Raw genomic sequence first — 25,430 nt, 5'->3', positions numbered from 1 at the left:
CACTGGCCTGTGTGCCCGAGCTCCGTCCGATGGGAGGACGCTCATGACATACACGACGAACAACGCCGGGATCCCGGTGGAGAGCGACGAACACTCGCTGACCGTCGGGTCCGAAGGACCGATCCTGCTCCAGGACCACTACCTCATCGAGAAGATGGCCCAGTTCAACCGGGAACGGGTCCCCGAACGGGTGGTGCACGCCAAGGGATCAGGGGCGTACGGGACCTTCGAGGTCACCAATGACGTCAGCCAGTTCACCAAGGCCGACCTGTTCCAGCCGGGCAGGCGCACCGAGATGCTGGCGCGCTTCTCGACCGTCGCCGGTGAGCAGGGCTCGCCCGACACCTGGCGCGACCCCCGCGGTTTCGCCCTGAAGTTCTACACCGAGCAGGGCAACTACGACATGGTCGGCAACAACACGCCGATCTTCTTCGTCCGGGACCCGATCAAGTTCCAGGACTTCATCCGCTCCCAGAAGCGCACCCCCGCCAGCGGTCTGCGCGACCACGACATGCAGTGGGACTTCTGGACGCTGTCCCCCGAGTCCGCGCACATGGTGACGTGGCTGATGGGCGACCGGGGCATCCCGAAGACGTACCGCCACATGAACGGCTACTCCTCGCACACGTATATGTGGATCAACGGCGGCGGCGAGAAGTTCTGGGTGAAGTACCACTTCAAGACCGACCAGGGCATCGACTTCCTCACCCAGGACGAGGCCGACGAACTCGCCGGGTCGGACGGCGACGCCCACAGGCGGGACCTGTACGAGTCGATCGCGCGCGGCGAGCACCCGAGCTGGACGCTCAAGGTGCAGATCATGCCGTTCGAGGACGCCCCGGACTACCGCTTCAACCCGTTCGACCTGACGAAGGTGTGGCCGCACGGCGACTACCCGCTCATCGAGGTCGGCCGGATGCGCCTCGACAAGAACCCCGAGGACTTCCACATCCACATCGAGCAGGCCGCGTTCGAGCCCTCCAGCATGGTGCCCGGCATCGGCCCGTCCCCGGACAAGATGCTGCTCGGGCGGCTGTTCTCGTACCCCGACACCCACCGCTACCGCATCGGCCCCAACTACGCCCAGCTGCCGCCGAACCGCCCGCACACGGCCGTCAACTCGTACGCGAAGGACGGTCCGATGCGGTACGAGGCGGCCGACGTGGCCCGGCCGTACGCGCCCAACTCCTACGGCGGGCCCGCCGCCCCCGTCCAGGAGGGCATGGACCCGGCGGGCTGGCGGACGGCGGGCGAGATGGTGCGCGAGGCGTACAAGCCGCACCGCGAGGACGACGACTTCGGTCAGGCGGGCACGCAGGTGCGGCAGGTGCTCGACGACGCGCAGCGCGAACGGCTCGTGTCGAACATCAGCGGCCACCTCCTCGACGGCGTCTCCCGGCCCGTACTCGACCGGGCGCTCGCGTACTGGCGCAACGTGGACAAGGGGCTGGGCGACCGGGTCGCGGCGAAGGTCGACGGCGGCGGCTGAGCACGACGGCCCGGACCAGGTCGCCCTGGTCCGGGCCGTCGGTCGCCCTGGTCCGGGCCGTCGGTCGTTGCCGTGGCGCCCGGTCAGTCGGCCCGGTCCGAGCGGTCCGCTCTGTCGTCCGGGTCGTCCGGGATGCCCCACGTCGGTGGTGGCGTCGTCGGGGTCGTCGGCGGGTTCGTCGGCGTCGTCGGGGTCGTGGGCGGCTTCGTGGACGGGGTCGTCGGCGGCTTCGTCGACGGGGGCTTCGTCGACGGCGGCTGCGTCGTCGGCTTGTCCTTGTCCTCGTCGTCCGTCTCGGTGGGCGGCGCCGTCGGGGTCCGGGGAGCCTGGGTCGTCGGCTCGGGGGGTGCCTCGACGCCGGAGCCCATGTCCGTCTTCAGGTTGAACTTGGTGCGCGAGCCCGTCGCGTTGAACGTGTACGCCGCCCAGACCTCGGCGGGGAAGCTGCCGCCGTCGATGCGCGGCTTGCCGCCCGCGCCCCGCATGGACACCTGATCGCCGCGCTTGAACTTGCCGTCGTCCTTCGGCTGCTCGCCGAACAGGCCGACCGACGTGACCAGCTTCGGCGTGTAGCCCACGAACCAGGCCGACTTGTTGTCGTCGGACGTACCGGTCTTGCCCGCGACCGACTGGCCCTTGCGGTTGCTCGCGTCGCGCACCGAGGCCCGCGCCGTACCGTCGTCGACCACACCGGTCAGGACGGACGTGACGGAGTCCGCGGCGCCGCGGCTGATGACCTCGTCGCCGATGGCGTCGGGCAGGTCGACGGAGCGGTCCTTGTGCTCGACCGACTTCACGAGCTGCGGCGTGACCTGCTTGCCGTGGTTGTCGAGCGTCGCGTACACGGCCGCCATCTCCAGCGGGCTCGCGCCCATCGACCCGAGGGTCTGCGCGGGCACGGCGGGCAGGCCCTTGACGTCCATGCCGAGCTTGCCCGCGGTCTTCAGGACCTCGTCCATGTCGACGTCCACGCCCATCTGCGCGAACACGGAGTTGACGGACTTGTTCATCGCCGTCTGGACGGTGACGGGGCCGTAGGAGCGGCCGTCCTCGTTGGGCGGTGCGAAGCCGATGTCGCTGCCCTTGACGGGGCGCTTGCTGCGGCCGCTGTAGATGGTGTCCGCCGTGATCGGCTTGCCCTCCTGCGTCTTCGCGCCCTGCTCCAGGGCGGCGGCGAGGATCAGCGGCTTGAAGGTGGAGGCGGGCTGGTAGTCGGCGCGGGTGGCGTTGTTCGTGAAGTGCTTCAGATAGTCGCGGCCGCCGTACATCGCGACGATCCCGCCGGTCTTCGGGTCGACGGAGACCGCACCGGCCTGCACGCGCGCGTCGGCCTTGTTCTTGCCCGGCTCCAGCTTGTCGTTGAGCTTGTTGTCGACCGCCTTCTCCAGCTGGCGCTGCTTCTTGGGGTCGATGTTGAGCGTGATGGTGTAGCCGCCCGCCTTGAGCTGCGCCTCCGCCTCGGACTTGGTGTAGCCCTCCTTGACGAGCTGCGCCTCGATGGCCTCGTTGGCGGCCCGGACCAGATAGCCGGTCTGCCCCTTCATCTCGGGGTCGGGCTTCGGCTCGTGCGGCTTGGGGAACTTCAGCCGGTCGCGCTCGGCGGAGTCGAGCCAGCCCTGCTCGACCATGTTGTTCAGTACGTAGTCCCAGCGCTCCCGCACCAGCTTCTTGCCGGTGGGCGTGGCCGTCGCCCAGTCGTAGGAGCTGGGGGCCTGCAGGAGCGCGGCGAGGTAGGCGCCCTGGGCGACGTTCAGCTTCTCGGCGTCGACGCCGTAGTAGGCCTGGGCGGCGGCCTGGATGCCGTAGGCGCCGCGGCCGTAGTACACGGTGTTGAGGTAGCCCGCGAGGATGTCGTCCTTGCTCTTCTCGCGGTCCACCTTCAGCGAGATGACCAGTTCCTTGAGCTTGCGCGAGACGGTCTGGTCCTGCGTGAGGTAGTAGTTCTTCACGTACTGCTGGGTGATCGTCGAGCCGCCCTGCTTGCCCTTGCCGGCCAGCGTGTTGAGGACACCGCGGGCGGTGCCCTTCAGGTCGACGCCCGAGTCCTTGTAGAAGGACTTGTTCTCGGCGGCGACGAACGTGCGCTGCACCGGCTTCGGGATCTTGTCCAGGTCGATGATCTCGCGGTTCACGTCGCCGTCGCCGTCGCGGGCGAGGAGCGTGCCGTCGCTGTACTTGTAGACGTTGCTCTGCAGGCGCGCGGCGGCGTTGCCCTTGGGGATGTCCACGACCAGGTAGAGCACGACGAAGCCGAGCATCAGCAGCAGGATGAAGGAGAAGAGCGCGCCCAGGAGCTTCTTCCAGGTGAAGAAGCGGCGGATGCCGGTCTTCTTGGGCTTGGCCGGGCGGGCGCGGCGGGCGGCACGGCGGCCGCCGCCCTCGCCGTCACCGGACTCGCCCGGGCCGGATATGCCCTCGCGCGAGGTGTCCTCACCGGCGGGGTCGGCGCCCGGCCCGCTCCCGGCGGGGCTGCCGACGGAGGGACTGCCGGTGGCAGGCGCGCCGTCGGACGGGCGGGGGCGCGCTGCTCGGCGCGCTCCGCGCTGCCGCGCTTTTCGCTCTTCCGCTCGGCCCATGACTGTGGCGCTCCGCTTCGTCTCGTCGTCTTCGTACCGCGTGTGTGCGTCGTGCTCGGGTCCATGCCGCCGCATGCCCGCCGACACCTCAGGTCAGCTCATGAAGCTAACACCGCGCCAGTGGACAAACGCCCCACGATCCGGCCTTTTCCGGACGTGACAATCAGCACCCGGCCCAGGGGAACCAGTGCTGTCCCACCCAAATCGACTCACCAGGGCCACGGACGGTTGCCCGCGAACCGAACACACAGGCGCCCGCCGACCTAGACACTGCGCGTATACACACCACGTATACGTGATGTGTATAGTGCTCCGCATGTCCATCGGTCACACCCTCCTCGGGCTCCTCGAATCAGGGCCCCGCCACGGCTACGACCTCAAGCGCGCCTTCGACGAGAAGTTCGGGCACGACAAGCCGCTGCACTACGGCCAGGTCTACTCGACCATGTCCCGGCTCCTGAAGAACGGCCTCGTCGAGGTCGACGGCGTGGAGGCGGGCGGCGGCCCCGAGCGGAAGCGGTACGCCATCACCGAGGCGGGCATCACCGATGTCCAGCGGTGGCTGGCGACCCCGGAGAAGCCGGAGCCGTATCTCCAGTCGACGCTCTACACCAAGGTCGTCCTCGCGCTGCTCACCCACCGCGACGCCGCCGACATCCTCGACACCCAGCGCGCGGAGCATCTGCGCCTGATGCGGATCCTCACCGACCGCAAGCGGAAGGGCGATCTCGCCGATCAGCTCATCTGCGACCACGCCCTGTTCCATCTCGAAGCCGACCTGCGCTGGCTGGAGCTCACCTCCGCCCGACTGGGCAAGCTCGCCAAGGAGGTGCTCCCCTCATGACCCCCGCTGGTTCCCTGCTCACCGCAGACGGGCTGCGCAAGGCCTACGGCCCGACCACCGCGCTCGACGGCGCCGCGTTCTCCATCCACCCCGGCGAGGTCGTCGCCGTGATGGGCCCCTCGGGCTCCGGCAAGTCCACGCTCCTGCACTGCCTCGCCGGGATCGTGCGCCCTGACGCGGGCGAGATCACGTACAACGGGCGGAGCCTGACCGGCATGAGCGACGCCGCGCTCAGCGCGCTGCGCCGCAGCGAGTTCGGGTTCGTGTTCCAGTTCGGCCAGCTCGTCCCGGAGCTGACGTGCCTGGAGAACGTCGCGCTGCCGCTGCGGCTCAACGGCGCCAAGCGCAAGGACGCCGAGCGGACCGCGCTGAGCTGGATGGAGCGCCTGGAGGTCGACGACGTCCGCGACAAGCGCCCCGGCCAGGCCTCCGGCGGCCAGGGCCAGCGCGTGGCCGTGGCCCGCTCCCTCGTCACCAACCCGCGCGTGCTGTTCGCGGACGAGCCCACCGGCGCCCTCGACTCCCTCAACGGCGAGCGCGTGATGGAACTGCTCACCGACGCCGCCCGCTCCACCCACGCCGCCGTCGTCCTCGTCACGCACGAGACCCGGGTCGCCGCCTACTCCGACCGCGAGGTCGTCGTGCGCGACGGCAAGTCCCGTGACATGGAGCGCCTGGTATGAGCACGACCCGTACGAAGCCGGTGGCGCCGCCCGACGCCGGGGGCCGGCCGACCGGCCCCACCGGCGCCCGCGCCTGGCTCCGCGACCTCGTCATGGGCATCCGGTTCGCGGTCGGCGGCGGCCGGGAGGGCTGGGTGCGCACCGGGCTCACCGCCGTCGGCGTGGGCCTCGGCGTCGCGCTGCTTCTCGGCGCCGCCTCGGTGCCCGACCTGCTCGCCAACCGCGACGCCCGCGCGACGGCCCGCCAGCCCGCGGACACCATGGCCGCCAAGAAGATCGACCGCTCCGACTCGACGATCCTGATCGTCGACGCGGGCACCGACTTCCGCGACTCGGAGATCGGCGGCCGCTCGGTGCGCGCCGACGGCGGCCACCCGGTGCTCCCGCCCGGCGTGAAGAAGCTGCCGAAGGGCGGCGAGATGCTGGTCTCGCCCGCCCTGCGCGACCTGATGAACAGCTCCGAGGGCGAGCTCCTCAAGGAGCGCTTCAAGGACTTCCGCGTCACGGGCACCATCGGCGACGCGGGCCTGATGAGCCCCAAGGAGCTCTACTACTACACGGGTTCCGACACCCTCACCAAGGAGCAGGGCGCTCACCGCATCAAGGACTTCGGCTACAACGAACCGGCCGAGCCGCTCGACCCGCTCCTGGTCGTGCTCGTCGTCCTGATCTGCGTCGTGCTGCTCACCCCGGTGCTCATCTTCATCGGCACCGCGGTGCGCTTCGGCGGCGAGCGGCGCGACCAGCGCCTCGCGGCGCTGCGGCTCGTCGGCGCCGACCGGCGGGCGGTGCGCCGGATCGCGGCGGGCGAGGCGCTCTTCGGCGCCCTCCTCGGTCTCGCGCTCGGTGCCGTGTTCTTCCTCGGCGTACGGCAGTTGGTGGGCGTCGTCGACATCTGGAAGGTCAGCGCGTTCCCCTCCGACATGGTGCCGATGCCCGGACTCACCGCGCTGATCGCGGTGGCCGTGCCGGTCTCGTCCGTGCTCGTCACCCTGGTCTCGCTGCGCGCCGTGGCCATCGAACCCCTCGGTGTCGTACGCAGCACGACGGCGCGCAAGCGGCGGCTGTGGTGGCGGCTGGTGCTGCCGATCGGCGGCCTGGTGATCCTGCTCAACCAGGACCAGGTGACCCGCACCGTGGGCGAGAACGTGCAGGTGTACTCCATCGCCGCGGGCGCCACCCTCGTCCTGGTGGGCCTCGCGACGCTGATGCCCTGGCTGGTCGAGGCGGCCGTGGCCAGGCTGCGCGGCGGGCCCGTGCCGTGGCAGCTCGCCACCCGGCGGCTGCAGTTGAGCAGCGGCACGGCGGCCCGCGCGGTCAGCGGCATCACGGTCGCGGTGGCGGGAGCGGTCGCGCTGCAGATGCTCTTCGCGTCCATGCACGACGACTTCAACACCACCACCGCCCAGGACCCGCGGCGGGCCCAGCTCAACGTCAGCTCGCCGGAGGCCAGCGGCACGCTGGCCCAGCGGATGATCGACGACTTCAGCTCCGCGAAGGGCGTCAAGAGCGTCATGGGCCGGGTCTCCGCGTACGTGGTCAAGCCGGGCGAGCTGAAGAAGGCCGACGACATCCGGCCCACCACGGAACTGTCGGTCGGCACCTGCGCGACCCTGCGCGAGCTGGCCCGGGTCACCTCCTGCAAGGACGGCGACGCGTTCATCGTGCACTCCGGGGACCGCGAGATGGACGCGTGGGTGGACCAGACGGCGCGGCCCGGCAAGAAGGTGGACCTCAACAGCGAGAGCTGGGGCGACTACGCGAGCGAGGGGCGCGGGAAGCACGTCCCGTGGACGCTGCCGAAGTCGGCCCGCACGATCACCTCGCGCCCCGACCCGGTGGGCGACAGCTACAACGGCATCTTCGTGACCCCCGGGGCGATCGACGTGGCGAAGCTGCCGGGCGCGAGCACCCAGGCCCTGGTGCAGATCGACCCGAAGGTCACGGACGCCGAGGAGTACGTGCGCAACGCGGCCACCCAGATCGATCCGCTCATCCGGGTGTACACGATCCGCATGATCGAGCGCGACAAGCAGTACGCCTCCGTGCAGAAGGGCCTGCAGGCGGGCGCGATCGCCACCATGATGCTGATCGCGGCGTCCATGCTGGTCTCCACGCTGGAGCAACTGCGGGAGCGCAAGCGGCTCCTGGCGGCCCTGACGGCCTTCGGCACCCGGCGCTCGTCGATGGCCTGGTCGGTGCTGTGGCAGACGGCCGTCCCCGTGGTGCTCGGCCTCGGCCTCGCCGTCACCGGCGGTCTGGCGCTCGGGGCCGTGATGTGCCGGATGGTGGACAAGGGGGTCACCGACTGGCTGGTGTTCCTGCCGCTGGGCGCGGCGGGCGCGGCACTGGTCGCGGTGGTGACGCTCCTGAGCCTGCCCGCCCTGTGGCGGATGATGCGGCCGGACGGGCTCCGTACGGAGTAGCTCCCGAGGGGGGAACCGTCAGGCGTGGGCGGGGGCACACAGCTGGGCTGTGTGCCCCCACCCATTGCGTCACCCCACGCGTCGCCTCACCCGGCCCGCCGCCTCACAACACCCGTACCGGCAGCGGCCGCAGCGCCTCCCGCAGGGCGCCCGCCAGTTCCTCGTACTCCGCCGCCCGCGCGGCACCCGTACGCATCGCGAGGGCCACCCTCCGCGTCGGCGCCGGGTCGGCGAAGTACCCCGTCAGGAGCTGGCTGCTGCGGCTCGTCTCGACGCGGACCGCCGTGCGCGGCAGCAGGGTCACGCCGAGGCCGCCCGCGACGAGTTGGACGAGGGTGGAGAGACCGGCGGCGGTCGTGGTGACGGGCGCGTCCCCGCGCCCCACCTCGCGGCAGATGTCCAGGGCCTGGTCCCGCAGGCAGTGGCCCTCGTCGAGCAGCAGCAGGTTCAGCTCGCGCAGCGCCTCGCGGGGAATGCCCTCGCGGCCGCCCAGCCAGTGGTCGAGCGGCGTGACCAGGACGAAGTCCTCGTCGAAGAGCGGCAGTTCGGTGACGCCCGGTACCCCGAGCGGCACGGCGAGCAGCAGCAGGTCGAGCCGTCCCGCCGCGAGGCCCTCAAGGAGCGAGGACGTCTGTTCCTCGTGCACCTGGAGGTCCAGGTCCGGGTACTTCTCGTGGACGAGGGCGAGCACCGTCGGCAGCAGGTACGGCGCCACCGTCGGGATCACGCCGAGCCGCAGCGCGCCGGTGAACGGCGCCTTCACCGCGTCCGCCTCCTCCATCAGCGCCTCGACCTCGTCGAGGACCGCCTTCGCGCGCACCGCGAGCCGCTCCCCCGCCGGGGACAGCAGCACCTTGCGCGTCGTGCGCTCCAGGAGCTGGACACCCAGTGCCTCCTCCAGGGCGGACACCGCGCCGGACAGCGCGGGCTGACTCATCCCGATTGCTGCCGCCGCGTCCCTGAAGTGCAGATGCTCGGCCACGGCCGCGAAGGCGCGCAGCTGCGCCAGGCTGGGTTGCTTGCCCCTATTTATGGCTCGCACTGATAACTACCTCCGATCAACACAACCGAGTGTAGCTATTTCCCTAATCAATGCACTCTGTGCCACGATCGACAGCAGTCCAACCCCCTGGAGCCCCTTACCGGGCTCCGAAGCTGCAAGGAGAGCGCGTGCTCACTGTCGGTGACAAGTTCCCCGAGTTCGACCTGACTGCCTGTGTCTCGCTGGAGGCGGGCAAGGAGTTCGAGCAGATCAACCACAAGACCTACGAAGGCAAGTGGAAGATCGTCTTCGCGTGGCCCAAGGACTTCACCTTCGTGTGCCCGACCGAGATCGCCGCCTTCGGCAAGCTGAACGACGAGTTCGCCGACCGTGACGCGCAGGTCCTCGGCTTCTCCGGCGACTCCGAGTTCGTGCACCACGCCTGGCGCAAGGACCACCCGGACCTGACCGACCTGCCCTTCCCGATGCTGGCCGACTCCAAGCACGAGCTCATGCGTGACCTCGGCATCGAGGGCGAGGACGGCTTCGCGCAGCGCGCCGTCTTCATCGTGGACCAGAACAACGAGATCCAGTTCACGATGGTGACCGCCGGTTCCGTCGGCCGTAACCCCAAGGAGGTCCTGCGGGTCCTCGACGCCCTCCAGACGGACGAGCTGTGCCCGTGCAACTGGAGCAAGGGCGACGAGACCCTGGACCCGGTCGCGCTGCTCTCCGGCGAGTGAACGGGAGCGTCTGACATGGCTCTCGACGAACTCAAGTCCGCCGTACCGGACTACGCCAAGGACCTGAAGCTGAACCTCGGCTCGGTCATCGGCAACTCGGACCTGCCGAAGCAGCAGCTCTGGGGCACGGTGCTCGCCTGCGCGATCGCCTCCCGCTCCCCGCGCGTGCTGCGTGAGCTGGAGCCCGAGGCCAAGGCGAACCTCTCCCCCGAGGCGTACACCGCCGCCAAGTCGGCTGCCGCCGTCATGGCGATGAACAACGTCTTCTACCGCACGCGCCACCTGCTCTCCGACCCGGAGTACGGGACGATGCGGGCCGGTCTGCGGATGAACGTCATCGGCAACCCGGGCGTGGAGAAGGTCGACTTCGAGCTCTGGTCCCTCGCGGTGTCCGCGATCAACGGCTGCGGCCAGTGCCTCGACTCGCACGAGCAGGTGCTGCGCAAGGCCGGCGTCGACCGCGAGACCATCCAGGAGGCCTTCAAGATCGCCGCCGTCATCCAGGCGGTCGGGGTCACCCTGGACTCCGAGGAGCACCTGGTCGGCTGACGCCTGCTGTCCGTGCGTGTAGGGCCCCGCTCACATCGAGCGGGGCCCTACGCGTGCGCGCCCCCGGATCGGCGCTCCGCGCCTCGTCCTCAAACGCCGGACGGGCTCTCTCCCACCCACCCGCCCAAACCTTCCCACCGGCTGGGCAACAGCCCGGCACCCTCAGGCCCGCACCGGCGAAGCTCCCAGCCCGCCTCGGCGAAGATCTCAGCCCGTCCGGCGTTTGAGGACGAGCGCGCAGCGCGATCGGCGCGGGCCCGTCCCACCCGCACGGCACATCCGGCCAGGCCGAGCGGCCCGGTCAGGCGTCGGAGTTCGTGGGGGTGGGGGCCAGCTCCGAAGCCGTGGCCCCCCGGGGCTGAGGGGCCTGCTTCAACGCGGCCTCGCGAGCGTACGCCCGGAGGTAGCCGACCACCGTGTTCGTCACGGCGACGAGCGGCACCGCCACCACCGCCCCGCCGATCCCGGCGACCATCCCACCGGCGGCCACGGAGAGCACCACGGCCAGCGGATGCACGGCCACGGCCCGCCCCAGAATGAACGGCTGCAGGATGTGGCCCTCGATCTGCTGCACGGCGAGCACCACGATCAGCGCCATCACCGCCGTGAACACGCCCTGCGTGACGAGCGCGACGACCACGGCGAACGCACCGGAGATCACCGCGCCCACCAGCGGGATGAACGCGAACAGGAAGATGAAGACGGCGAGCGGCACGGCCATGGGCACGCCGAGGAAGTAGATGCCGACGCCGATGAACACGGCGTCGATGAGAGCCACTATCACCGTGCCCCGCACATACGCGGTGAGCGTCCGCCAGGCCCGCGGCCCCGCGCCCGCGACCCCCGGCCGGGCGGCGGCGGGCACCAGCTTCAGGAACCACTTCCAGATGCGCGGCCCGTCGTACAGCAGGAAGAGCGTGGAGAACATGGCGAGGAGGATCCCGGTCATCGCCTCCACGATGACGGTGACGCCCTCGAGCCCGGCGGAGGTGATCTCCTCGGAGTTCGCGCCGACCGCCTCGCGCAGGGACTTGGCGATGTCGTTGATCTGGTCCTCGGTGACGTGGAAGGGGCTGTTGAGCAGCCACTTCCGCAAGTCCTCGATGCCGTCCTGGACTTGGCTGGAGAGCGTGTCCACGTTCTCCATGACCTGCCAGACGACGAACCAGCCGACGAGCCCCATGATCACGAAGCCGAGCACGGCGGTGCACACGGTGGCGAGCCCCCGCGGCAGCCCGAGCCGCTTGAGGCGGGCCACGGTCGGCTGGAGCAGCGCGGTGATGAGGAGCGCGGCGACGAACGCGAAGACGACGAGCTGGACGGCGCTGATGACCTTCATCAGGACCCAGACGGTCCCGGCGAGGACGAGCAGCCGCCAGCCGGCCTCGGCGGCGACGCGCATGCCCCAGGGCACGGCGGCGACGGGGTCGGGCCGCGCTCCTATGTCGGGCGCGTAGGCGGGCGGGGCGGGGACCTGGTCGGCGGCGCCGGGGCCGCCCGCGCCGGACTCCCCCGACGCGTCGTCCGTCAGGCCGCCGAGCCCGTCGAACTCGTCCTCGGCGGCAGCGGCGGCCCGCACCCGGTCCGCGTACCGCTTGCGCAGCGACAGCTTCCCGTGGGCACCGGTGCTGTCGGCGGCGACGCCGTCGGCCGGGGCACTCCCGGCGGCACCCGCGGCGGACGTACCCGCGTCGGACGCGGCCGTCGTGGACGGCGTCGAGTCGGCCGGCACGTCCCGCGCACCGGCGCCGGACTCGTCCGCCGCCGTGCCCGCGCCCGCCGCCGGCCGCTCCTTGGAGCCGCCCAGGCGTTCACCCATCCTGGTCAGCGCGCCGCCCACGCGGCCGCGCCACCCTGGAACTCGCGCCATGATCCGTCCTCTACCCCCGTCTTGCCCCACCACGTACCAAGTCCCCCGCACATCTCTCGGGGGACTGCCGGACCGACCGTACACGGGCGGGACCCCTCACCGTAGGACGGTGAGGGGTCCCTGAAGGTTGAGAGCGATCTCGGCGCTGTTCACTGCTGGTCAGCGCCGGTCGCACACCTCAGTACCAGTTGTTGTTCTGCCAGAAGTCCCAGGCACCGCAGGGGCTGCCGTACCGGTCGTTCATGTAGTTGAGGCCCCACTTGATCTGGGTGGCCGGGTTGGTCCGCCAGTCCGCGCCCGCCGAGGACATCTTCGAGGCGGGGAGCGCCTGGACCAGGCCGTACGCGCCGGAGGAGGCGTTGGTGGCCTTGTAGTTCCAGGTCGACTCGTGGTTCACGATGTTGCTGAAGCACTGGAACTGACCGGCCGGGACCATCTGCCGGGCCATCGCCTGGACCTGCGCGACCGTGTAGGAGCTCTGCGGCGCGAAGTCGGAGGCGTCGCGTCCGGAGGAGCGGCTCGCCTTGGACTCGGCGGCCTTCTCACGCTCCTTCTTCTCCGCGGCCTTCTTCGCGGCGGCTTCCTTCTCGGCCTTCTCCGCCTTCTCGGCCGCCTGCTGCTTGGCGACGGCGTCCTTGGCGGCCTGCTTGCGCGCGGCCTCCGCGGCGGACTTCTTCGCGGCCGTGTCGGCGGCCATCGCCTGGGCGTCGGCCTGCTGCGCCACGGAGGTGGTCTGCACCTGGGCGTGCTGACCCGCGGGTATGTCTGCGAGGAGAGTCGCGTCGCTTGCCGTCGCCTCGAGGTCGTTGGACTTCGAGGACTGGGTGTCGCCCGAGGCGACTCCCACGACAGCGCCGACGGTGGTGACCGCAGTGGCCGAAGCCACCGCGAATCCCCGGACCGAGATCCGGCTCACACGGTTTCCTTCCAGCATCGCCCGCATAGGTGACCCCGCGGACGCAATCGTGCCCCTGACGCTGGCCTCCGCTGGGTACATCGGTCACGGGAGGCGCGGGCCCGGTGGACAACTCCTGGGACAGGAGCGCCGCTTGGTGCTCGGGCGGCATACGGCTACCACTATGAAGTTCTGTTGTTCCGTACCGCTGGGGGTACAGGAGTGCCGTATGCGGGGCCTGACAGGACCCAGACTCTGCCGTAGCGAGACACCGGGAGGCAATTCTGCGTTGCGTGTGAAAGCTCACACCCCGTTTGCCTCAGGAGTTTTGCGGAAACACCCGCACACCAAGACGCCGCCCGGCTAGGCTCACTCGCTTCGCCGGGCGGCGCCAACTACCCCGTAGGGGAACCGAACTTGGGCAGAAACCCAAGATCAGGGTCAGATCTGTCCGTCCTCCAGCATTTCGGTCACAAGTGCCGCGATCTGCGACCTCTCGGACCTGGTGAGGGTGACGTGCGCGAAGAGCGGATGCCCCTTCAGTTTCTCGATGACGGCCACGACTCCGTCGTACCGGCCGACCCGGAGGTTGTCGCGCTGAGCGACGTCATGGGTCAGTACGACACGTGAATTCGCCCCGATCCGGGACAGAACGGTCAAGAGGACGTTCCGTTCCAGGGATTGGGCCTCGTCCACGATGACGAAGGCGTCGTGCAGCGAGCGGCCCCGGATGTGGGTCAGCGGCAGGACCTCCAGCATGCCGCGCGCCGAGACCTCCTCGATGACCTCCTTGCCCGCGACGGACCCGAGGGTGTCGAAGACGGCCTGCGCCCAGGGCCCCATCTTCTCGGCCTCGGTGCCCGGCAGATAGCCGAGCTCCTGCCCGCCCACCGCGTACAGCGGCCGGAACACCATCACCTTCTGGTGCTGGCGGCGCTCAAGGACGGCCTCCAGGCCCGCGCACAGGGCGAGCGCCGACTTGCCGGTGCCCGCGCGTCCGCCCATCGACATGATGCCGACGTCCCCGTCGAGGAGGAGGTCGAGCGCGATGCGCTGCTCCGCGCTGCGGCCCTTGATGCCGAAGGCCTCGCGATCGCCGCGTACGAGACGGACGTTGCCCTCGGGCGAGATCCGGCCGAGCGCCTTCCCCCGCTCGGACTGGATGGTCAGGCCCGTGTGCACGGGCAGGTCCGCGACCTCGGGGACGTACAGGCTCTCCGTCTCGAAGAGAAGGTCGACCTGCTCCCCCGAGAGGGTCAGCTCGGACATTCCGGTCCAGCCGGAGGCGTCCGTGATGGCGAGCTCCGCGCGGTACTCCTCGGCGAGGAGTCCGACGGACGACGCCTTGATTCTGAGCGGCAGGTCCTTGGAGACGACCGTGACCTCGTACCCCTCCGCCTGGAGGTTGCGTGCCACCGCGAGGATCCGTGAGTCGTTGTCGCCCAGGCGGTAGCCCGCCGGGAGCACGCCGGGGTCGGAGTGGTTGAGCTCGACGCGCAGCGTGCCGCCGAGGCCGCCGATCGGGATCGGCGCGTCCAGGCGCCCGAAGCGGATCCGGCAGTCGTCGAGCAGGCGCAGGGCCTGCCGGGCGAAGTAGCCGAGCTCGGGATGGTGCCGCTTGGCCTCCAGCTCCGTCACCACGACGATCGGCAGCACGACTTCGTGCTCGTCGAAGCGGGACAGGGCGTTCGGGTCGGCGAGCAGAACGCTGGTGTCAAGAACATAGGTGCGCCGGCCTTGCTGGCGCTTTGTGCTGGTCACCACGGAAGGACGTACCCCCTCGGATGAGGTCGGGGAGCGACGGAGGGAACTGGGCCGGTGACTGGCCACCCTGCGCGGGCCGAACACCGGCCCTCCCTGTCGTCCGCGCTCGGCGCGCGGTCGTCCTGGTGCAAAGGGCCTCCCGGGCGGACGGCCCCGTGCCGTCCGCTGAGATCCGGCGTCCGTGAATCGGACGCCGACCTGCAAGTGGTATTCCCTCGAACAAGCGCAGCCATGCCATGGCATATGACGGCGCGTTGGTTAACTCCTGGTTACCGAGACCTCATCGGGGTGCTTGCGTCAGCCGCCGTAACGGCGGTGGCGCGCGGCGTAATCGCGCAGCGCACGCAGGAAGTCGACCTTTCGGAAGGCCGGCCAGAAGACTTCGCAGAAGTAGTACTCGGAGTGAGCGGACTGCCAGAGCATGAAGCCCGACAGGCGCTGTTCTCCACTCGTCCGGATCACCAGATCGGGGTCGGGCTGGCCGCTCGTGTAGAGGTGCTTGGAGATCTGTTCGACGTCGACGCTCTCGGCGATGTCCTCGATGGAGGTGCCGCGGTCCGCGTGGTCGAGCAGCAGGGAGCGGACGGCGTCGGCGATCTCCTGGCGGCCGCCGTAGCCCACGGCGACGTTCACGAGTATGCCGGTGCGGGTGTGCGTGGCCTGTTCCGCTTCCTTGAGCACACCCTGGGTGCGGGAGGGCAGCAGGTCGAGGGCGCCGACGTGGTGGACGCGCCAGCGGCCGTCGTCGACGAGGCTGCGGACGGTGTCCTCGATGATGCCGAGGAGCGGGACCAGCTCCTCCTCGGGGCGGTCGAAGTTGTCCGTGGAGAGCATCCACAGCGTGACGACCTCGACGTCCGTCTCGGCACACCAGCCGAGGAACTCCTCGATCTTGTACGCACCGGCCTGGTGGCCCTGGGCGGTGGTGCCGCCGGAGGCCTTCGCCCAGCGGCGGTTGCCGTCGAGGATGACGCCGATGTGCTTGGGCACCTGGTCGTGGTCGAGGCGGCCTTCCACCCGGCGTGCGTAGAGTCCGTACACCAGGTCGCGCAGCTTCACGTGTGTCAGCCCCTCCATACAGACGGCAGTCCCCGAAGGCGAAAGCGTACCGCTGCGCGGGCGCCTCCAGAGCCGGGGTGCGGCCCGCCTTCCGCTTTCCCGGCACGGACCCTGTGACTACACGCGCGCGGCCCACGTCCCGGTTCCCTGAAGTAGCTTCGTCCTCATGAACGACACCTCCGAATACCGCGCGGCAGCAGACCGTTACGACTCCATGGAGTACCGGCGCAGCGGCCGGAGCGGCCTGAAGCTGCCCGCTGTCTCCCTCGGCCTCTGGCACAACTTCGGCGACGACCGCGCCCTGGACTCCCAGCGCGCGATCCTGCGCCGCGCCTTCGACCTGGGCGTCACCCACTTCGACCTGGCGAACAACTACGGCCCGCCGCCCGGCAGCGCGGAGCTGAACTTCGGCAAGCTCTTCGCCCAGGACTTCGCCCCCTACCGGGACGAGCTGGTCATCTCGACCAAGGCGGGCTACCTGATGAACCCCGGCCCGTACGGCGAGTGGGGCTCCCGCAAGTACCTGCTGTCCTCGCTCGACGCGTCCCTGTCCCGCATGGGCCTGGACTACGTCGACATCTTCTACTCGCACCGCTTCGACCCGGACACCCCGCTGGAAGAGACGATGGGCGCGCTCGCCTCGGCCGTCCAGCAGGGCAAGGCGCTGTACGTCGGCGTCTCCTCGTACAACAGCGAGCAGACGGCGGAGGCCGCCCGCCTGCTGACCGAGATGGGCGTGCGCCCCCTCATCCACCAGCCCTCGTACTCGATGATCAACCGCTGGACCGAGGACGACGGGCTTCTCGACACCCTGGAGACGGCCGGCATGGGCTGCATCTCCTTCGTGCCGCTCGCCCAGGGCCTGCTCACGAACAAGTACCTGAAGGGCATCCCCGAGGGCTCCCGCGCCACCCAGGGCAAGTCCCTCGACCCGGGGCTGCTCAACGACGAGGTCGTACGCCGCCTCAATGGCCTGAACGACATCGCCGCCCGCCGCGACCAGTCGCTCGCGCAACTGGCGCTGAACTGGGTCCTGCGGGACGAGCGCATGACGTCGGCGCTCATCGGTGCCTCCAGCGTGAAGCAGCTGGAGGAGAACGTGGCGGCGCTGGCGGGTCCGAAGCTCACGGACGCGGAGCTGGCGGAGATCGACACGTTCGCCGTCTCGACGCCGGGGACGAACATCTGGGCCGGCCGGGGCTGAGGGTTCCCTCCCGGGGGGGGGTGGGGCTGGTGGGCCTGCGCCCCGTAGGGGGCGTGGCTTGTCGCGCAGTTCCCCGCGCCCCTGACGGGGCGCACGTCCCCCGGCGCCGGGAGGCGTGGGCGTGGGCGCAAAAAAACGGGCCGGTCCGTGGGGGGGAGACGGACCGGCCCGAGGGGGGGTTTCCACCATAACCCTTCGTAAGTGGTTCGGGGTGCATCGGCGTGCCACAACTACGCTCCGAAATCGCCCGACAACTGGCTGAGCCTGTCCTCCCACCGGATTTCGGCCCTCCCGGCGGGATCCGGTCGCCGGGGGCGAGTACTCCCGAAGGGTGACGTGGGTGAGGGGCGCGGGCTTGACGGCGGCGAGGTCCGAGGGGCGGAAGCCGGGAAGGGGCGGGCCTTCGAGGGGGAAGGGGCGGGCCGTCGAGGGGTGCACGAGGCCGCGCAGCCCCCTCCACTGCGCGGCACCGCCCGCGCAGCTTTGCTCACGCGAATTAGCGTTGGTCTGAACTTACGGGAGGCGTGGAGCGGAATCGAGCCAGTTCGCATAACGATGCGGAATCGACTGCGATTCGACTGCGGTTCGACTGCGGTTCGACTGGCGGGGCCTCGTCAGTTCGCCGCGACGGGGACGGGGGTGGCACCGGTCTTCTCGGCGTGCCTCTCCACCAGCCGCTGCATGTGCTGGTCGCCCCAGATGCCGAGGGGTTCGAGGGCGGCGTTCAGGCTCTGGCCGAGCTCGGTGAGGGAGTACTCGACCTTGGGCGGCACCTCGCGGTAGACCTCGCGGTGGACGATGCCGTCGGCTTCCATCTCGCGGAGCTGCTGGATCAGCATCTTCTCGCTGACGCCGGGCACGTGGCGGCGCAGCTCACCGAAGCGGAGCGTACGACCGGCGTACAGGGCCCACAGGATCAGGGGCTTCCACTTGCCGCCGACGACATCGACGGCCGCGTCCAGGCCGCAGAGGTACGGTCCCTTGCGATTGGCCATGCCAACTCCTCGTCCGTGCGGTCCGCGGATCGGCTCCGCCGACTCACTTACCGAACCGACAGTACCGCCGAACGGATGAATACCGCTGCACGGCGCTACCGCTTCACCGCGTCGAAGAGATGCCGGGTGCTGTGGGCGACGAACGGCCCCTCCTCGCCGATCCGCTCGTGCAGCTCGCGCAGGCGCGGCCGGTAGGCGTCGACCGTGAAGCCGGGCACCATCCACACGACCTTGCGCAGGAAGTGGACGACGGCCCCGATGTCGTGGAACTCCATCCGCAGCCGCTCGGCGCGCAGCGAGACCACGTCGAGCCCGGCGGCCTCGGCGGCAGCCCGCTCCCCCTCCGGGTCCCGTGCGCCCCTGACCTCGGCGGGCTGCTCCCCCAGGAAGTACTCGACGAGCTCGAACACGCTGCTCGGCCCCACGTGCTGGGCGAAGTACGTCCCACCGGTCCGCAGCACACGGGCGATCTCGTCAAAGTGCGGCGTCACCGGGTGGCGGCTGGTGACGAGGTCGAACACCCCGTCCGCGAACGGCAGCGGCGCGTCCTCGGGCGAGGCCACGACGACCACGCCGCGCGGGTGCAGCAGGGCGGAGGCCTTGGCGACGTTGGGCGCCCACCCTTCGGTGGCGACGGCGAGCGGCGGCAGCACGGGCGCGGAGGCGAGCACTTCGCCCCCGCCGGTCTGGATGTCGAGCGCCGCCTCGGCCCGCCCGAGCCGCTCCCCCATGGCGTGCGCGTATCCCCACGAGGGCCGTGCCTCGGTGGCCCGTCCCTTGAACCAGGAGAAGTCCCAGCCTTCTGTGGGTGCGGCTTCGGCTTCGGTGACGAGTTGGTCGAATGTGGGGGATGTGGACATGGGGTGATCGTAGATACCGGGTGCCGGGTGGGCTAGCTGTTTCTGAGGTGGCGGGTGAGCGTCCCGAGGTCGTCCCAGGCGTCGGGGTTCGTGCCGTCGCCCAGGTGGTAGTGGAGTGCGGGCACGGTGGCGGGGCCGAGTGGGGTGGGCCGCAAGGGCAGGGGTGGGCGGCGGGCGTGGTCGAGGCCGACGGCCTGTACGTCCGCGGGGCCGAGGGTGAAGGAGACGGGGATGGGCGGGCCTTCGAGGTGGGCCGGGACCGTGAGGTCGTGGCGGGCCCGACGCAGGGTGATGAGCATGGTGCTCAGTCCGTGCTGGGCCACGAGTTCCTCGGCGAGTGAATCAATGGTGTGGAACGGCGGGGGCTCGTCGGCTGAGTGCCCCAGGGAGAGAGTGACGTCCTCCGTGACGCCGGACTCGGTGCGGGCAACGCGCAGGGTGGCGAGCGCGGGCCGGTCGGGGCGGCCGACGGCGAGCAGGTGGCTGGGCTCGGGAGCGCGGTCCCGGGCCAGAGCGGTCAACTGGCGGGGCGACCAAGGGAGATTGATGGGTTCGGCGGTACCCCATCCGGCCGGCGCGGTGCCGGTGAGGTGGTGCCAGGCGGTCTCCAGGGAGCGGCCGAGCAAGAGGTCGGCGTCCGGGGCATGGTGGCAGCGGAAGGAGACCGTGAGCTGGTGCTCGGCGGGTGGTTCGGATGAGGCGAAGGCGGCCGCGAGGGTCGCTTCGCCGTGCTGGTCGAGCGCGGGTGCGAAGGTGCCGTCCTGCCACCGCAGGACGGCACCCGACAGGCCGTCGTAATATCCGCAGTCGGGGTCCTGGACCACCCAGCGATTCGGCGGCCCGGTCAGCGCGGTCCGCAGGGGCTGGCTCAGGCGCGCGTGGGGCGGCGTGACGATGTGCAGGGCGCGGCCGGAGCCCACCGCCGCGCGCAGTACGTCGGACAGCCACGCGGTCAGGGCGATGACGGGCCGGTCGATGAGGACGACGGCTGTGGAGTCGGTGAGGACGTCGACGGCAGGCAGTGCCCCGTCGGGCGCCGGGCGGGGAGTGACGTCGTGGCCGTCCGGCTCGTCGGGAGTCCGGACAACTTGGATCGTGGCCGCGTCCGCGGGCCAGGTGGTGCCGCCGAGCAGCAGCACAAGACGGCCGCAGAACGACCCGGCGAGGCTCTCGGCTTCCGGTACGGCGGTCGAGGCGCGGGCCTCGGTCCACCAGAAAGGCACGTCGGGGAACGTGGCCTGGGTTCCCAGGAGTCGCTCGGCCTCGCCCGGTGTGTGGACGATGACGGGCGCCTCGACGGAGACGAGTGGGCGGCCCCCTGGGGTGCACAGTTGGATGACGGCGTCGTCGGCGGCGGTGGTCACGCCCAGTTCGGGCCCGCCCGCGTGGAGACCGGCGAGGAGGGCCCTGGAGTCGGGCATCTCGGAGGTCAGGGCGATGACGTCCTTGGTCACGGCGTTTCCTTGTCTGGGTCCTTGTCCGCCCTGCGAGCCGTATCGGCTTCGGGGGTGAGTGCCGTCTGGATGAGCTGCGGACGTCGGCCGCGCCGGACGAGCGTGCCTCGACCGGGAGGCTGTTGGGAGGCGTACACGCCGGGGAAGAGTTGTCCTTCGCTGCGGTCTCCGGTCATCAGGAGCGCCGTCGCGCCGGTTTCGCGCAGGGCGGTCAGGAACGGCTCGTACAGGGCGCGGGACGCCCCGGCGACGCGGCGGGTGACGACGAAGTGCAGCCCGATGTCCTGGGCGGAGGAGACGTAGGGCAGGAAGGACGCCAGGGGCTGCTGGCCCGCGGTGGTGAGGATGTCGTAGTCGTCGACGAGGATCACGATGCGCGGGCCGGTGAAGGCGGGTTCGGCGGTGTCGGACGCGTCGGGGTCCGCCGTCTCCGGAAGGCGCTTCTCGAGTTCGGCCGCGATGCCGGTGGCGAGGGCACCGGCGAGCTTGGCGTTGTGGGCGAAGCCACCGCGGAAGGGCTCGGGGATGTGGCCGCGCAGGCCGCGGCGGGGGTCGAAGACACCGAAGACGAGTTCCTTGTCTCCGTACCTGTCGATGAGCTGACCGGCGATCAGCTTGAGCAGGTTGGTCTTGCCGCACTCGTTGTCGCCCAGGATCAGCAGGTGCTGGTCGCGGTCGAACAGGTCGAGATGGACCGGCCGGAGGGTGTCCTGGTCGACTCCTATCGGCACCTGGTCGGGTTCGGCGACGGCCGACGGGAGCTTCGCGGCGGGCAGGCTGAGCGGCAGGACCCGTACGGGGGCTACGAGTTCGCCGTGCCAGGTGGCCGCGATGGTGCGGGCCGACTCATCCAGAGCGGTGCTGAGGTCGCCGGTATGGGTGGAGCCGTCGGTTCGAGGCAGCGCGGTCTGTGCGAAGAGCTTGCCATCAGTGAGGACACGGCCGGGCGTGTCCGCGGTGAACGCCTCGGCGAGCTTGCGGTCGATCGTGGAATCGGTGGCGTCGTTCAGGCGCAGCTCGACGCGCGTGCCGAACAGCGACTGGGTGGCGATCCGGACGTCGTTCCAGCGGAGCATGCCCGCGACGACGTGAATGCCGTAGCCGCCGCCCCGCTTGAGCAGGTCGGCCACGGCATCGTCGAGTTCGTCGAACTCCTCGCGCAGCGCGCCGAAGCCGTCGACGAGCAGCACGAGGTCCGTGGAGCCGAGCTCGGGCAGGTCGCCGTCGGCCCGCATCCGGCGCAGCTGTTCGAGGGAGTCGATGCCGTGCTTGCGGAACAGCTCCTCACGCAGGGCGAGCTGGGCGGCGAGTTCGGCAACGGTACGGGCGAGGCGTTCCTGGTCGGCGCGGGACGCGACGCCACCGACGTGCGGCAGCCCCGCGAGCGCGGAAAGGCCACCGCCGACCAGGTCGAGGCCGTACACGGCGACGTCGTACGGGGTGTGCGTGAGCGCGAGCGACAGCGTGAGGGTACGCAGGAGCGTGGTCTTGCCCGACTGCGGCCCACCGACGACGGCGACGTGGCCGCCCGCGACGTTCAGGTCGAGGGTCCACTCCCCCTGCCACTGCCTGGCCGGGTCGTCCAGGACGCCGAGCGGGACGCGCAGATGGCCGTGGGAGCGGGCCAGGTGCAGTCCGCGCTCGGAGACACCGAGGGGTCCGGCCGCGGTGTCGAGGGCGATGGCGTCGGGCAACGGCGGCAGCCAGATGCGGCGTACCGGCGGGGCGGCAGTGGCGAGTTGGTTCACCATGGTGGACATGACGGTGGCGCCGGTCTCCCGCTCACGGGTACCGCTCTCCTCCGGTCCCGCGGCACCCGTCCGCGCCTGGGTGTTGAAGGCGGGGTAGGGCCGGGCGAGGGGTCGGCCGTCGGAGGCGTCGGCCGGAGCGGGGCCGCGCCAGGCTCCGGAGACGTACCCGGCTTTGAATCGCGTGTACGTGGACGTGTCCACCTTCAGGTAGCCGAAACCGGGAAGCGGCGGAAGCTGGAAGGCGTCAACGGTGTCGAGGACCGTGCGCGACTCGTCGGCGGAGAAGGTCCGAAGCCCGAGCCGGTACGACAGATAGGTCTCGAGGCCCTTCAGCTTCCCGCTCTCGATGCGCTGGCTGGACAACAGCAGGTGCACGCCGATGGAGCGGCCGATCCGCCCGATGGACAGGAAGAGATCGATGAAGTCCGGCTTGGCGGTGATGAGTTCGCCGAACTCGTCGATGACGACGAAAAGATGCGGCAGCGGTTCGAGCCCTCGGGCCGGCTCCTTGGCGCGCAGTGCGGCGTAGTGACCGATGTCGGCGACGTTCCCCGCGTCCTTGAGGACCTGCTGGCGGCGGGTGATCTCCCCGGCGAGGCTGGTGTGGACGCGTTCGACGAGGTCGGCCTGGTTCTCCAGGTTCGTGATGACGCCCGCGACATGCGGAAGGGTCGTGAACGGCGCGAACGTGGCGCCGCCCTTGTAGTCGACGAGAACCATGGCCAGGTCCTCGGGCGGATGCGTGGCGGTGAGCGCCAGGACGAGAGTCCGCAGCAACTCGCTCTTGCCGGAGCCGGTCGCGCCGACGCACAGCCCGTGCGGGCCCATGCCCAGCTCGGCGGACTCCTTCAGGTCGAGAAGCACCGGCTCGTGGCGGTCGTCGACGCCGATGGGCACACGCAGGAAGTCCCGTTCCCCGCGCGGCGCCCACAGGTGCGCCAGGTCCAGGACCGCCGGGTCGTCGACGCCGAGCAGGCCAGGGAAGTCGACGGGGCCGGACACCGGTGTGCCCTCGGCGGCGGACTCGGCGGACAGCCTCAGCGGCGCGAGGAGGCGGGCGACTCCCTCGACGCCGGGCACGCTGGTGGCGTCCGCGAGCCCCTGGGTGCGGCGCCCGTCGGATGTGCGTAGGTCCTCCACAGCGATCTGGTCGCCGGAGACGGTGATGCGGACGCCGACCTCGTCGGGCTCGTGGATCTGCTCGGCCAGCAGGTGCAGCACCGTGACGCCCATGTCGGCGAGCCCGACGGCCGCATCCGGGCGCGGCAGTTCCACCGCCGTCTCCCCGTACACGTCGCTGACCACCAACATCCGGTCGATCATCCGCAGCGCCCGCTTGTCGGAAAGGCCGCGGCGCACCTCGGCGGCGTAGGAGGCCCGGCGGTGCAGGTCCGCTGAGCACAGCCGGGCGAGCTGGGACAGGTCGGGGGCGATACGGCGGGCGCCGACGGGCTCCTCGTACGCATCCGGGTCGACGCTCCGGTCGAGGACGTGGGGCAGCCATTTGCCCCACTCCCAGTCGGCGAGCCGCTCCCCCGGCACTCCGAACGCGATCGCCACGTCGTCCGGCGCGTGCGTGACCGCTGTCTGCGCGAGCAACGCGCGCGCCACCGTGAGGACGCCCTCGCGGTCACCGACGACGCTCACGTTGCCCGCTCTGTCGAGAGGCACGGTCAGCGGGAATTCGGGGGCCACGGCGAACCGCGCCTGCAGGGCGCGTGCCTCGTTGAGCATGAACGGATCGGGCGGCGTGAGCACCCCGCTCCCACTGTGCTGCTCGATCACGACCTCCTGCGCAGGTACGTCACCGGTGCCGACGCGCACGTCGAGGAAGTCGGCGTCGGCGCGGCGCCTCTCCCACAGCCGTGCGGGGTCGCGCACGAGGTCGTACAGGGCTTCGGGCGGTGGATTCAGCAGGCGTCCGCGCTGCCGCAGTTCCCGCTCCGCTTCCGCGAGTTCCGCGCGCTGCTCCTCCACGTACTCCAGGTACCGCTCGCGCTGGGTACGCCGGGTGCGCTGGGCCTTGCCGCGCTGCGACACGAACAGCGCGACCGCGGCGAACAGCGCGAACACAAGGACCACGGCGCCGAGCGCCGCGAACTGACTGGACCGGATCACGGTCATCATCACGACCGAGCCCATGACGCCCGCCATCGGAAGGAGCGCGGTGGCGGCGTTGCCCAGCTTGCCCTCGGGGAGGTTCGGGGGCGGCTCGATGAGGTGCCGGCCGGGGGCGGCGGGGGGTCGGGTGGAGCGGGCGGGGCGGTGGACGAGGTGGTGGGTCATCGCGGGCTCCGGTGGATCTTCTTGTGCCTGCGGTACGTCGTGCGATCGCGATGCCGCTTCTGCCCGCGGTACGTCATCGGCGGCATCACCGCACCCGTACCGCGCGGCGCATCGCCTCAGCGGCGAGGCGGGTTGCCGCCTTCCGGGTACCGGCGGCAAGGCGGGTGGCGTCGATCGCCCCGCCCCCGGCCAGGTGGCGGTCGTACGGCACGGGCACGACGGTGACTCCGGTCTCCCGCAGATGCGCGGCCGCGGCCTTGGCGTTCAGCGTCATGTCGGGTGAGGTGGCGGTCAGGGCGACGACGGTGGTGGTGAGCGCGGAGTGCGGGAGCTGCCCGAGCCAGTCCAGGACGAGCCGGGTCCCGCCCACGCCCTCGGGCGTCATCGGGGCGACGACGACGCGCGCGTGCGCGGTGTCCATGGCGGTGCGGGCGACCTCGCCCGGCAGCGTCTCGCAGTCGACGACGGTGGCGGCGAAGTAGCGGCGCAGGGCGAGCGTGACCGTGCGGTACGTCGCCACGTCCAGGGGTGCGCCGACCCGCCCCTGGCTCGCGGGCAGCAGCCAGCCGCCGTCACTGACGGGCACCAGATAGCCCGTGATGTCGGTCAGCTGCATGGCGGGGTGCAGGATCCGGGCCAGGTCCGCACACGCCCAGCGCACCGACCCCGCGCCAAGGCGCACCGGCAGCGTGCCGAGCGCGGCGTCCGCCTCCAGGGCGAGGACGGGGTCGTGCCGGTAGTGGCCGAAGGTGCGGCTCAGGAGAGCGGCGACGGTCGTCTTGCCGACGCCGCCCCGGATGGAGGTCACCGCGACGACCCGGCCCGTGGTGACCGGCTGCTGTATCTCCCGCGCGATGCGGGACTCCTCCGTCACCTCCTGCGCGGCCGAGGTGGTGAGCCGTCGGATCGTGCGCCCCGTCCGGCGGAGCGCGGAGTCTCCGTGCTGCGGACGGCCTTGGGCGAGGGCGAGGCGGGGGTCGAGGGTGGGGGTGGATTCGGG

At 70.7% G+C, this 25,430-nt stretch carries 18 protein-coding genes; 7 read left to right on the top strand and 11 right to left on the bottom strand.

The genetic code is table 11. From position 1 onward, the window contains the following. Positions 1-43 precede the first annotated feature (43 nt). Positions 44-1,489: a catalase gene (locus OO63_RS35250; protein WP_030358048.1), complete on the top strand. Its 1,446-nt coding sequence runs from the start codon at positions 44-46 to the stop codon at positions 1,487-1,489. Between the two features lie 83 nt (positions 1,490-1,572). Here the strand turns inward: OO63_RS35250 and OO63_RS35245 are convergent, their stop codons facing one another. Further along, entirely contained in the window at positions 1,573-4,065 is a 2,493-nt protein-coding gene (locus OO63_RS35245) for a transglycosylase domain-containing protein (protein ID WP_030358047.1), read from the bottom strand. A 316-nt stretch (positions 4,066-4,381) separates the two neighbouring features. Here OO63_RS35245 and OO63_RS35240 point away from each other — a divergent pair, with 316 nt between their 5' ends. From OO63_RS35240 to OO63_RS35230, 3 genes are read left to right on the top strand one after another with little or no spacing between them, the layout of a single operon-like run. Continuing rightward, entirely contained in the window at positions 4,382-4,909 is a 528-nt protein-coding gene (locus tag OO63_RS35240; RefSeq protein WP_030358046.1) for a PadR family transcriptional regulator, read from the top strand. Beyond that, positions 4,906-5,592 carry an ABC transporter ATP-binding protein gene (locus OO63_RS35235; RefSeq protein WP_030358045.1) on the top strand — a complete coding sequence of 229 codons (687 nt, stop codon included), beginning with the start codon at positions 4,906-4,908 and terminating at the stop codon, positions 5,590-5,592. Before OO63_RS35240 ends, OO63_RS35235 begins: the two co-directional genes overlap by 4 nt. Then, positions 5,589-8,018, top strand: coding sequence for an FtsX-like permease family protein (locus OO63_RS35230; protein ID WP_078619561.1), 2,430 nt, complete (start codon positions 5,589-5,591; stop codon positions 8,016-8,018). Before OO63_RS35235 ends, OO63_RS35230 begins: the two co-directional genes overlap by 4 nt. Before the next feature lie 103 nt (positions 8,019-8,121). Here the strand turns inward: OO63_RS35230 and OO63_RS35225 are convergent, their stop codons facing one another. Further along, on the bottom strand, positions 8,122-9,060 hold the full coding sequence (locus OO63_RS35225) for a LysR substrate-binding domain-containing protein (protein WP_078619560.1): 939 nt from the start codon (positions 9,058-9,060) through the stop codon (positions 8,122-8,124). 128 nt (positions 9,061-9,188) lie between these two features. Between OO63_RS35225 and OO63_RS35220 the strand changes: the two genes are divergently transcribed. Together OO63_RS35220 and OO63_RS35215 are read left to right on the top strand one after the other, a co-directional pair. Further along, positions 9,189-9,743 carry a peroxiredoxin gene (locus OO63_RS35220; protein WP_030358042.1) on the top strand — a complete coding sequence of 185 codons (555 nt, stop codon included), beginning with the start codon at positions 9,189-9,191 and terminating at the stop codon, positions 9,741-9,743. 15 nt (positions 9,744-9,758) lie between these two features. Next, positions 9,759-10,292, top strand: coding sequence for an alkyl hydroperoxide reductase (locus OO63_RS35215; protein WP_030358041.1), 534 nt, complete (start codon positions 9,759-9,761; stop codon positions 10,290-10,292). Between the two features lie 301 nt (positions 10,293-10,593). Here OO63_RS35215 and OO63_RS35210 read toward each other — a convergent pair whose 3' ends face one another. The 4 genes from OO63_RS35210 to OO63_RS35195 all read right to left on the bottom strand — a co-directional run bounded on the left by OO63_RS35210 (position 10,594) and on the right by OO63_RS35195 (position 15,880). After that, on the bottom strand, positions 10,594-12,162 hold the full coding sequence (locus tag OO63_RS35210; protein ID WP_033264755.1) for an AI-2E family transporter: 1,569 nt from the start codon (positions 12,160-12,162) through the stop codon (positions 10,594-10,596). Between the two features lie 178 nt (positions 12,163-12,340). After that, the gene (locus OO63_RS35205; protein ID WP_030358039.1) at positions 12,341-13,078 is read right to left on the bottom strand and encodes an aggregation-promoting factor C-terminal-like domain-containing protein; all 738 of its coding nucleotides are present in this window, start codon (positions 13,076-13,078) and stop codon (positions 12,341-12,343) included. Between the two features lie 420 nt (positions 13,079-13,498). Beyond that, entirely contained in the window at positions 13,499-14,821 is a 1,323-nt protein-coding gene (gene phoH2 / locus OO63_RS35200; protein WP_030358038.1) for an RNA 5'-3' helicase PhoH2, read from the bottom strand. Positions 14,822-15,118: 297 nt separating this feature from the next. After that, positions 15,119-15,880 carry an isoprenyl transferase gene (locus tag OO63_RS35195; protein WP_030358037.1) on the bottom strand — a complete coding sequence of 254 codons (762 nt, stop codon included), beginning with the start codon at positions 15,878-15,880 and terminating at the stop codon, positions 15,119-15,121. Between the two features lie 166 nt (positions 15,881-16,046). Between OO63_RS35195 and mgrA the strand changes: the two genes are divergently transcribed. Beyond that, positions 16,047-17,084: an L-glyceraldehyde 3-phosphate reductase gene (gene mgrA / locus OO63_RS35190; RefSeq protein ID WP_030358036.1), complete on the top strand. Its 1,038-nt coding sequence runs from the start codon at positions 16,047-16,049 to the stop codon at positions 17,082-17,084. A 614-nt stretch (positions 17,085-17,698) separates the two neighbouring features. Here mgrA and OO63_RS35185 read toward each other — a convergent pair. The 5 genes from OO63_RS35185 to OO63_RS35165 all read right to left on the bottom strand — a co-directional run. Further along, positions 17,699-18,079 carry a winged helix-turn-helix transcriptional regulator gene (locus OO63_RS35185; RefSeq protein ID WP_033264754.1) on the bottom strand — a complete coding sequence of 127 codons (381 nt, stop codon included), beginning with the start codon at positions 18,077-18,079 and terminating at the stop codon, positions 17,699-17,701. A 95-nt stretch (positions 18,080-18,174) separates the two neighbouring features. After that, a complete protein-coding gene (locus OO63_RS35180; RefSeq protein WP_030358034.1) occupies positions 18,175-18,939 on the bottom strand; it encodes a class I SAM-dependent methyltransferase in 765 nt (254 codons plus the stop codon). A 32-nt stretch (positions 18,940-18,971) separates the two neighbouring features. Beyond that, complete coding sequence (locus OO63_RS35175) at positions 18,972-20,393, bottom strand: DUF6177 family protein (RefSeq protein WP_030358033.1); 1,422 nt, start codon at positions 20,391-20,393, stop codon at positions 18,972-18,974. Beyond that, positions 20,390-24,430, bottom strand: coding sequence for a type VII secretion protein EccC (locus OO63_RS35170; RefSeq protein ID WP_030358032.1), 4,041 nt, complete (start codon positions 24,428-24,430; stop codon positions 20,390-20,392). The genes OO63_RS35175 and OO63_RS35170 overlap by 4 nt, the downstream gene beginning before the upstream one ends. An 85-nt stretch (positions 24,431-24,515) precedes the next feature. Next, on the bottom strand, positions 24,516-25,430 hold a 915-nt coding region (locus tag OO63_RS35165), incomplete at its 5' end, for a CpaE/TadZ family protein (protein ID WP_031192729.1).

The organism is Streptomyces alboflavus, assembly GCF_000716675.1.
Classification (GTDB): Bacteria; Actinomycetota; Actinomycetes; order Streptomycetales; family Streptomycetaceae; genus Streptomyces; species Streptomyces alboflavus.
Note: the sequence above shows the minus strand (reverse complement) of the source record. Positions and strands in the feature narration are given on the sequence as shown.

What these genes read in the sequence shown, in the direction of transcription:
- OO63_RS35250 (WP_030358048.1), top strand. Translation starts at nt 44, where the DNA reads ATGACATACACGACGAACAACGCCGGGATCCCGGTGGAGAGCGACGAA.
- OO63_RS35245 (WP_030358047.1), bottom strand. Translation starts at nt 4,065, where the DNA reads ATGGGCCGAGCGGAAGAGCGAAAAGCGCGGCAGCGCGGAGCGCGCCGA.
- OO63_RS35240 (WP_030358046.1), top strand. Translation starts at nt 4,382, where the DNA reads ATGTCCATCGGTCACACCCTCCTCGGGCTCCTCGAATCAGGGCCCCGC.
- OO63_RS35235 (WP_030358045.1), top strand. Translation starts at nt 4,906, where the DNA reads ATGACCCCCGCTGGTTCCCTGCTCACCGCAGACGGGCTGCGCAAGGCC.
- OO63_RS35230 (WP_078619561.1), top strand. Translation starts at nt 5,589, where the DNA reads ATGAGCACGACCCGTACGAAGCCGGTGGCGCCGCCCGACGCCGGGGGC.
- OO63_RS35215 (WP_030358041.1), top strand. Translation starts at nt 9,759, where the DNA reads ATGGCTCTCGACGAACTCAAGTCCGCCGTACCGGACTACGCCAAGGAC.
- OO63_RS35210 (WP_033264755.1), bottom strand. Translation starts at nt 12,162, where the DNA reads ATGGCGCGAGTTCCAGGGTGGCGCGGCCGCGTGGGCGGCGCGCTGACC.
- mgrA (WP_030358036.1), top strand. Translation starts at nt 16,047, where the DNA reads ATGAACGACACCTCCGAATACCGCGCGGCAGCAGACCGTTACGACTCC.
- OO63_RS35185 (WP_033264754.1), bottom strand. Translation starts at nt 18,079, where the DNA reads ATGGCCAATCGCAAGGGACCGTACCTCTGCGGCCTGGACGCGGCCGTC.
- OO63_RS35180 (WP_030358034.1), bottom strand. Translation starts at nt 18,939, where the DNA reads ATGTCCACATCCCCCACATTCGACCAACTCGTCACCGAAGCCGAAGCC.
- OO63_RS35170 (WP_030358032.1), bottom strand. Translation starts at nt 24,430, where the DNA reads ATGACCCACCACCTCGTCCACCGCCCCGCCCGCTCCACCCGACCCCCC.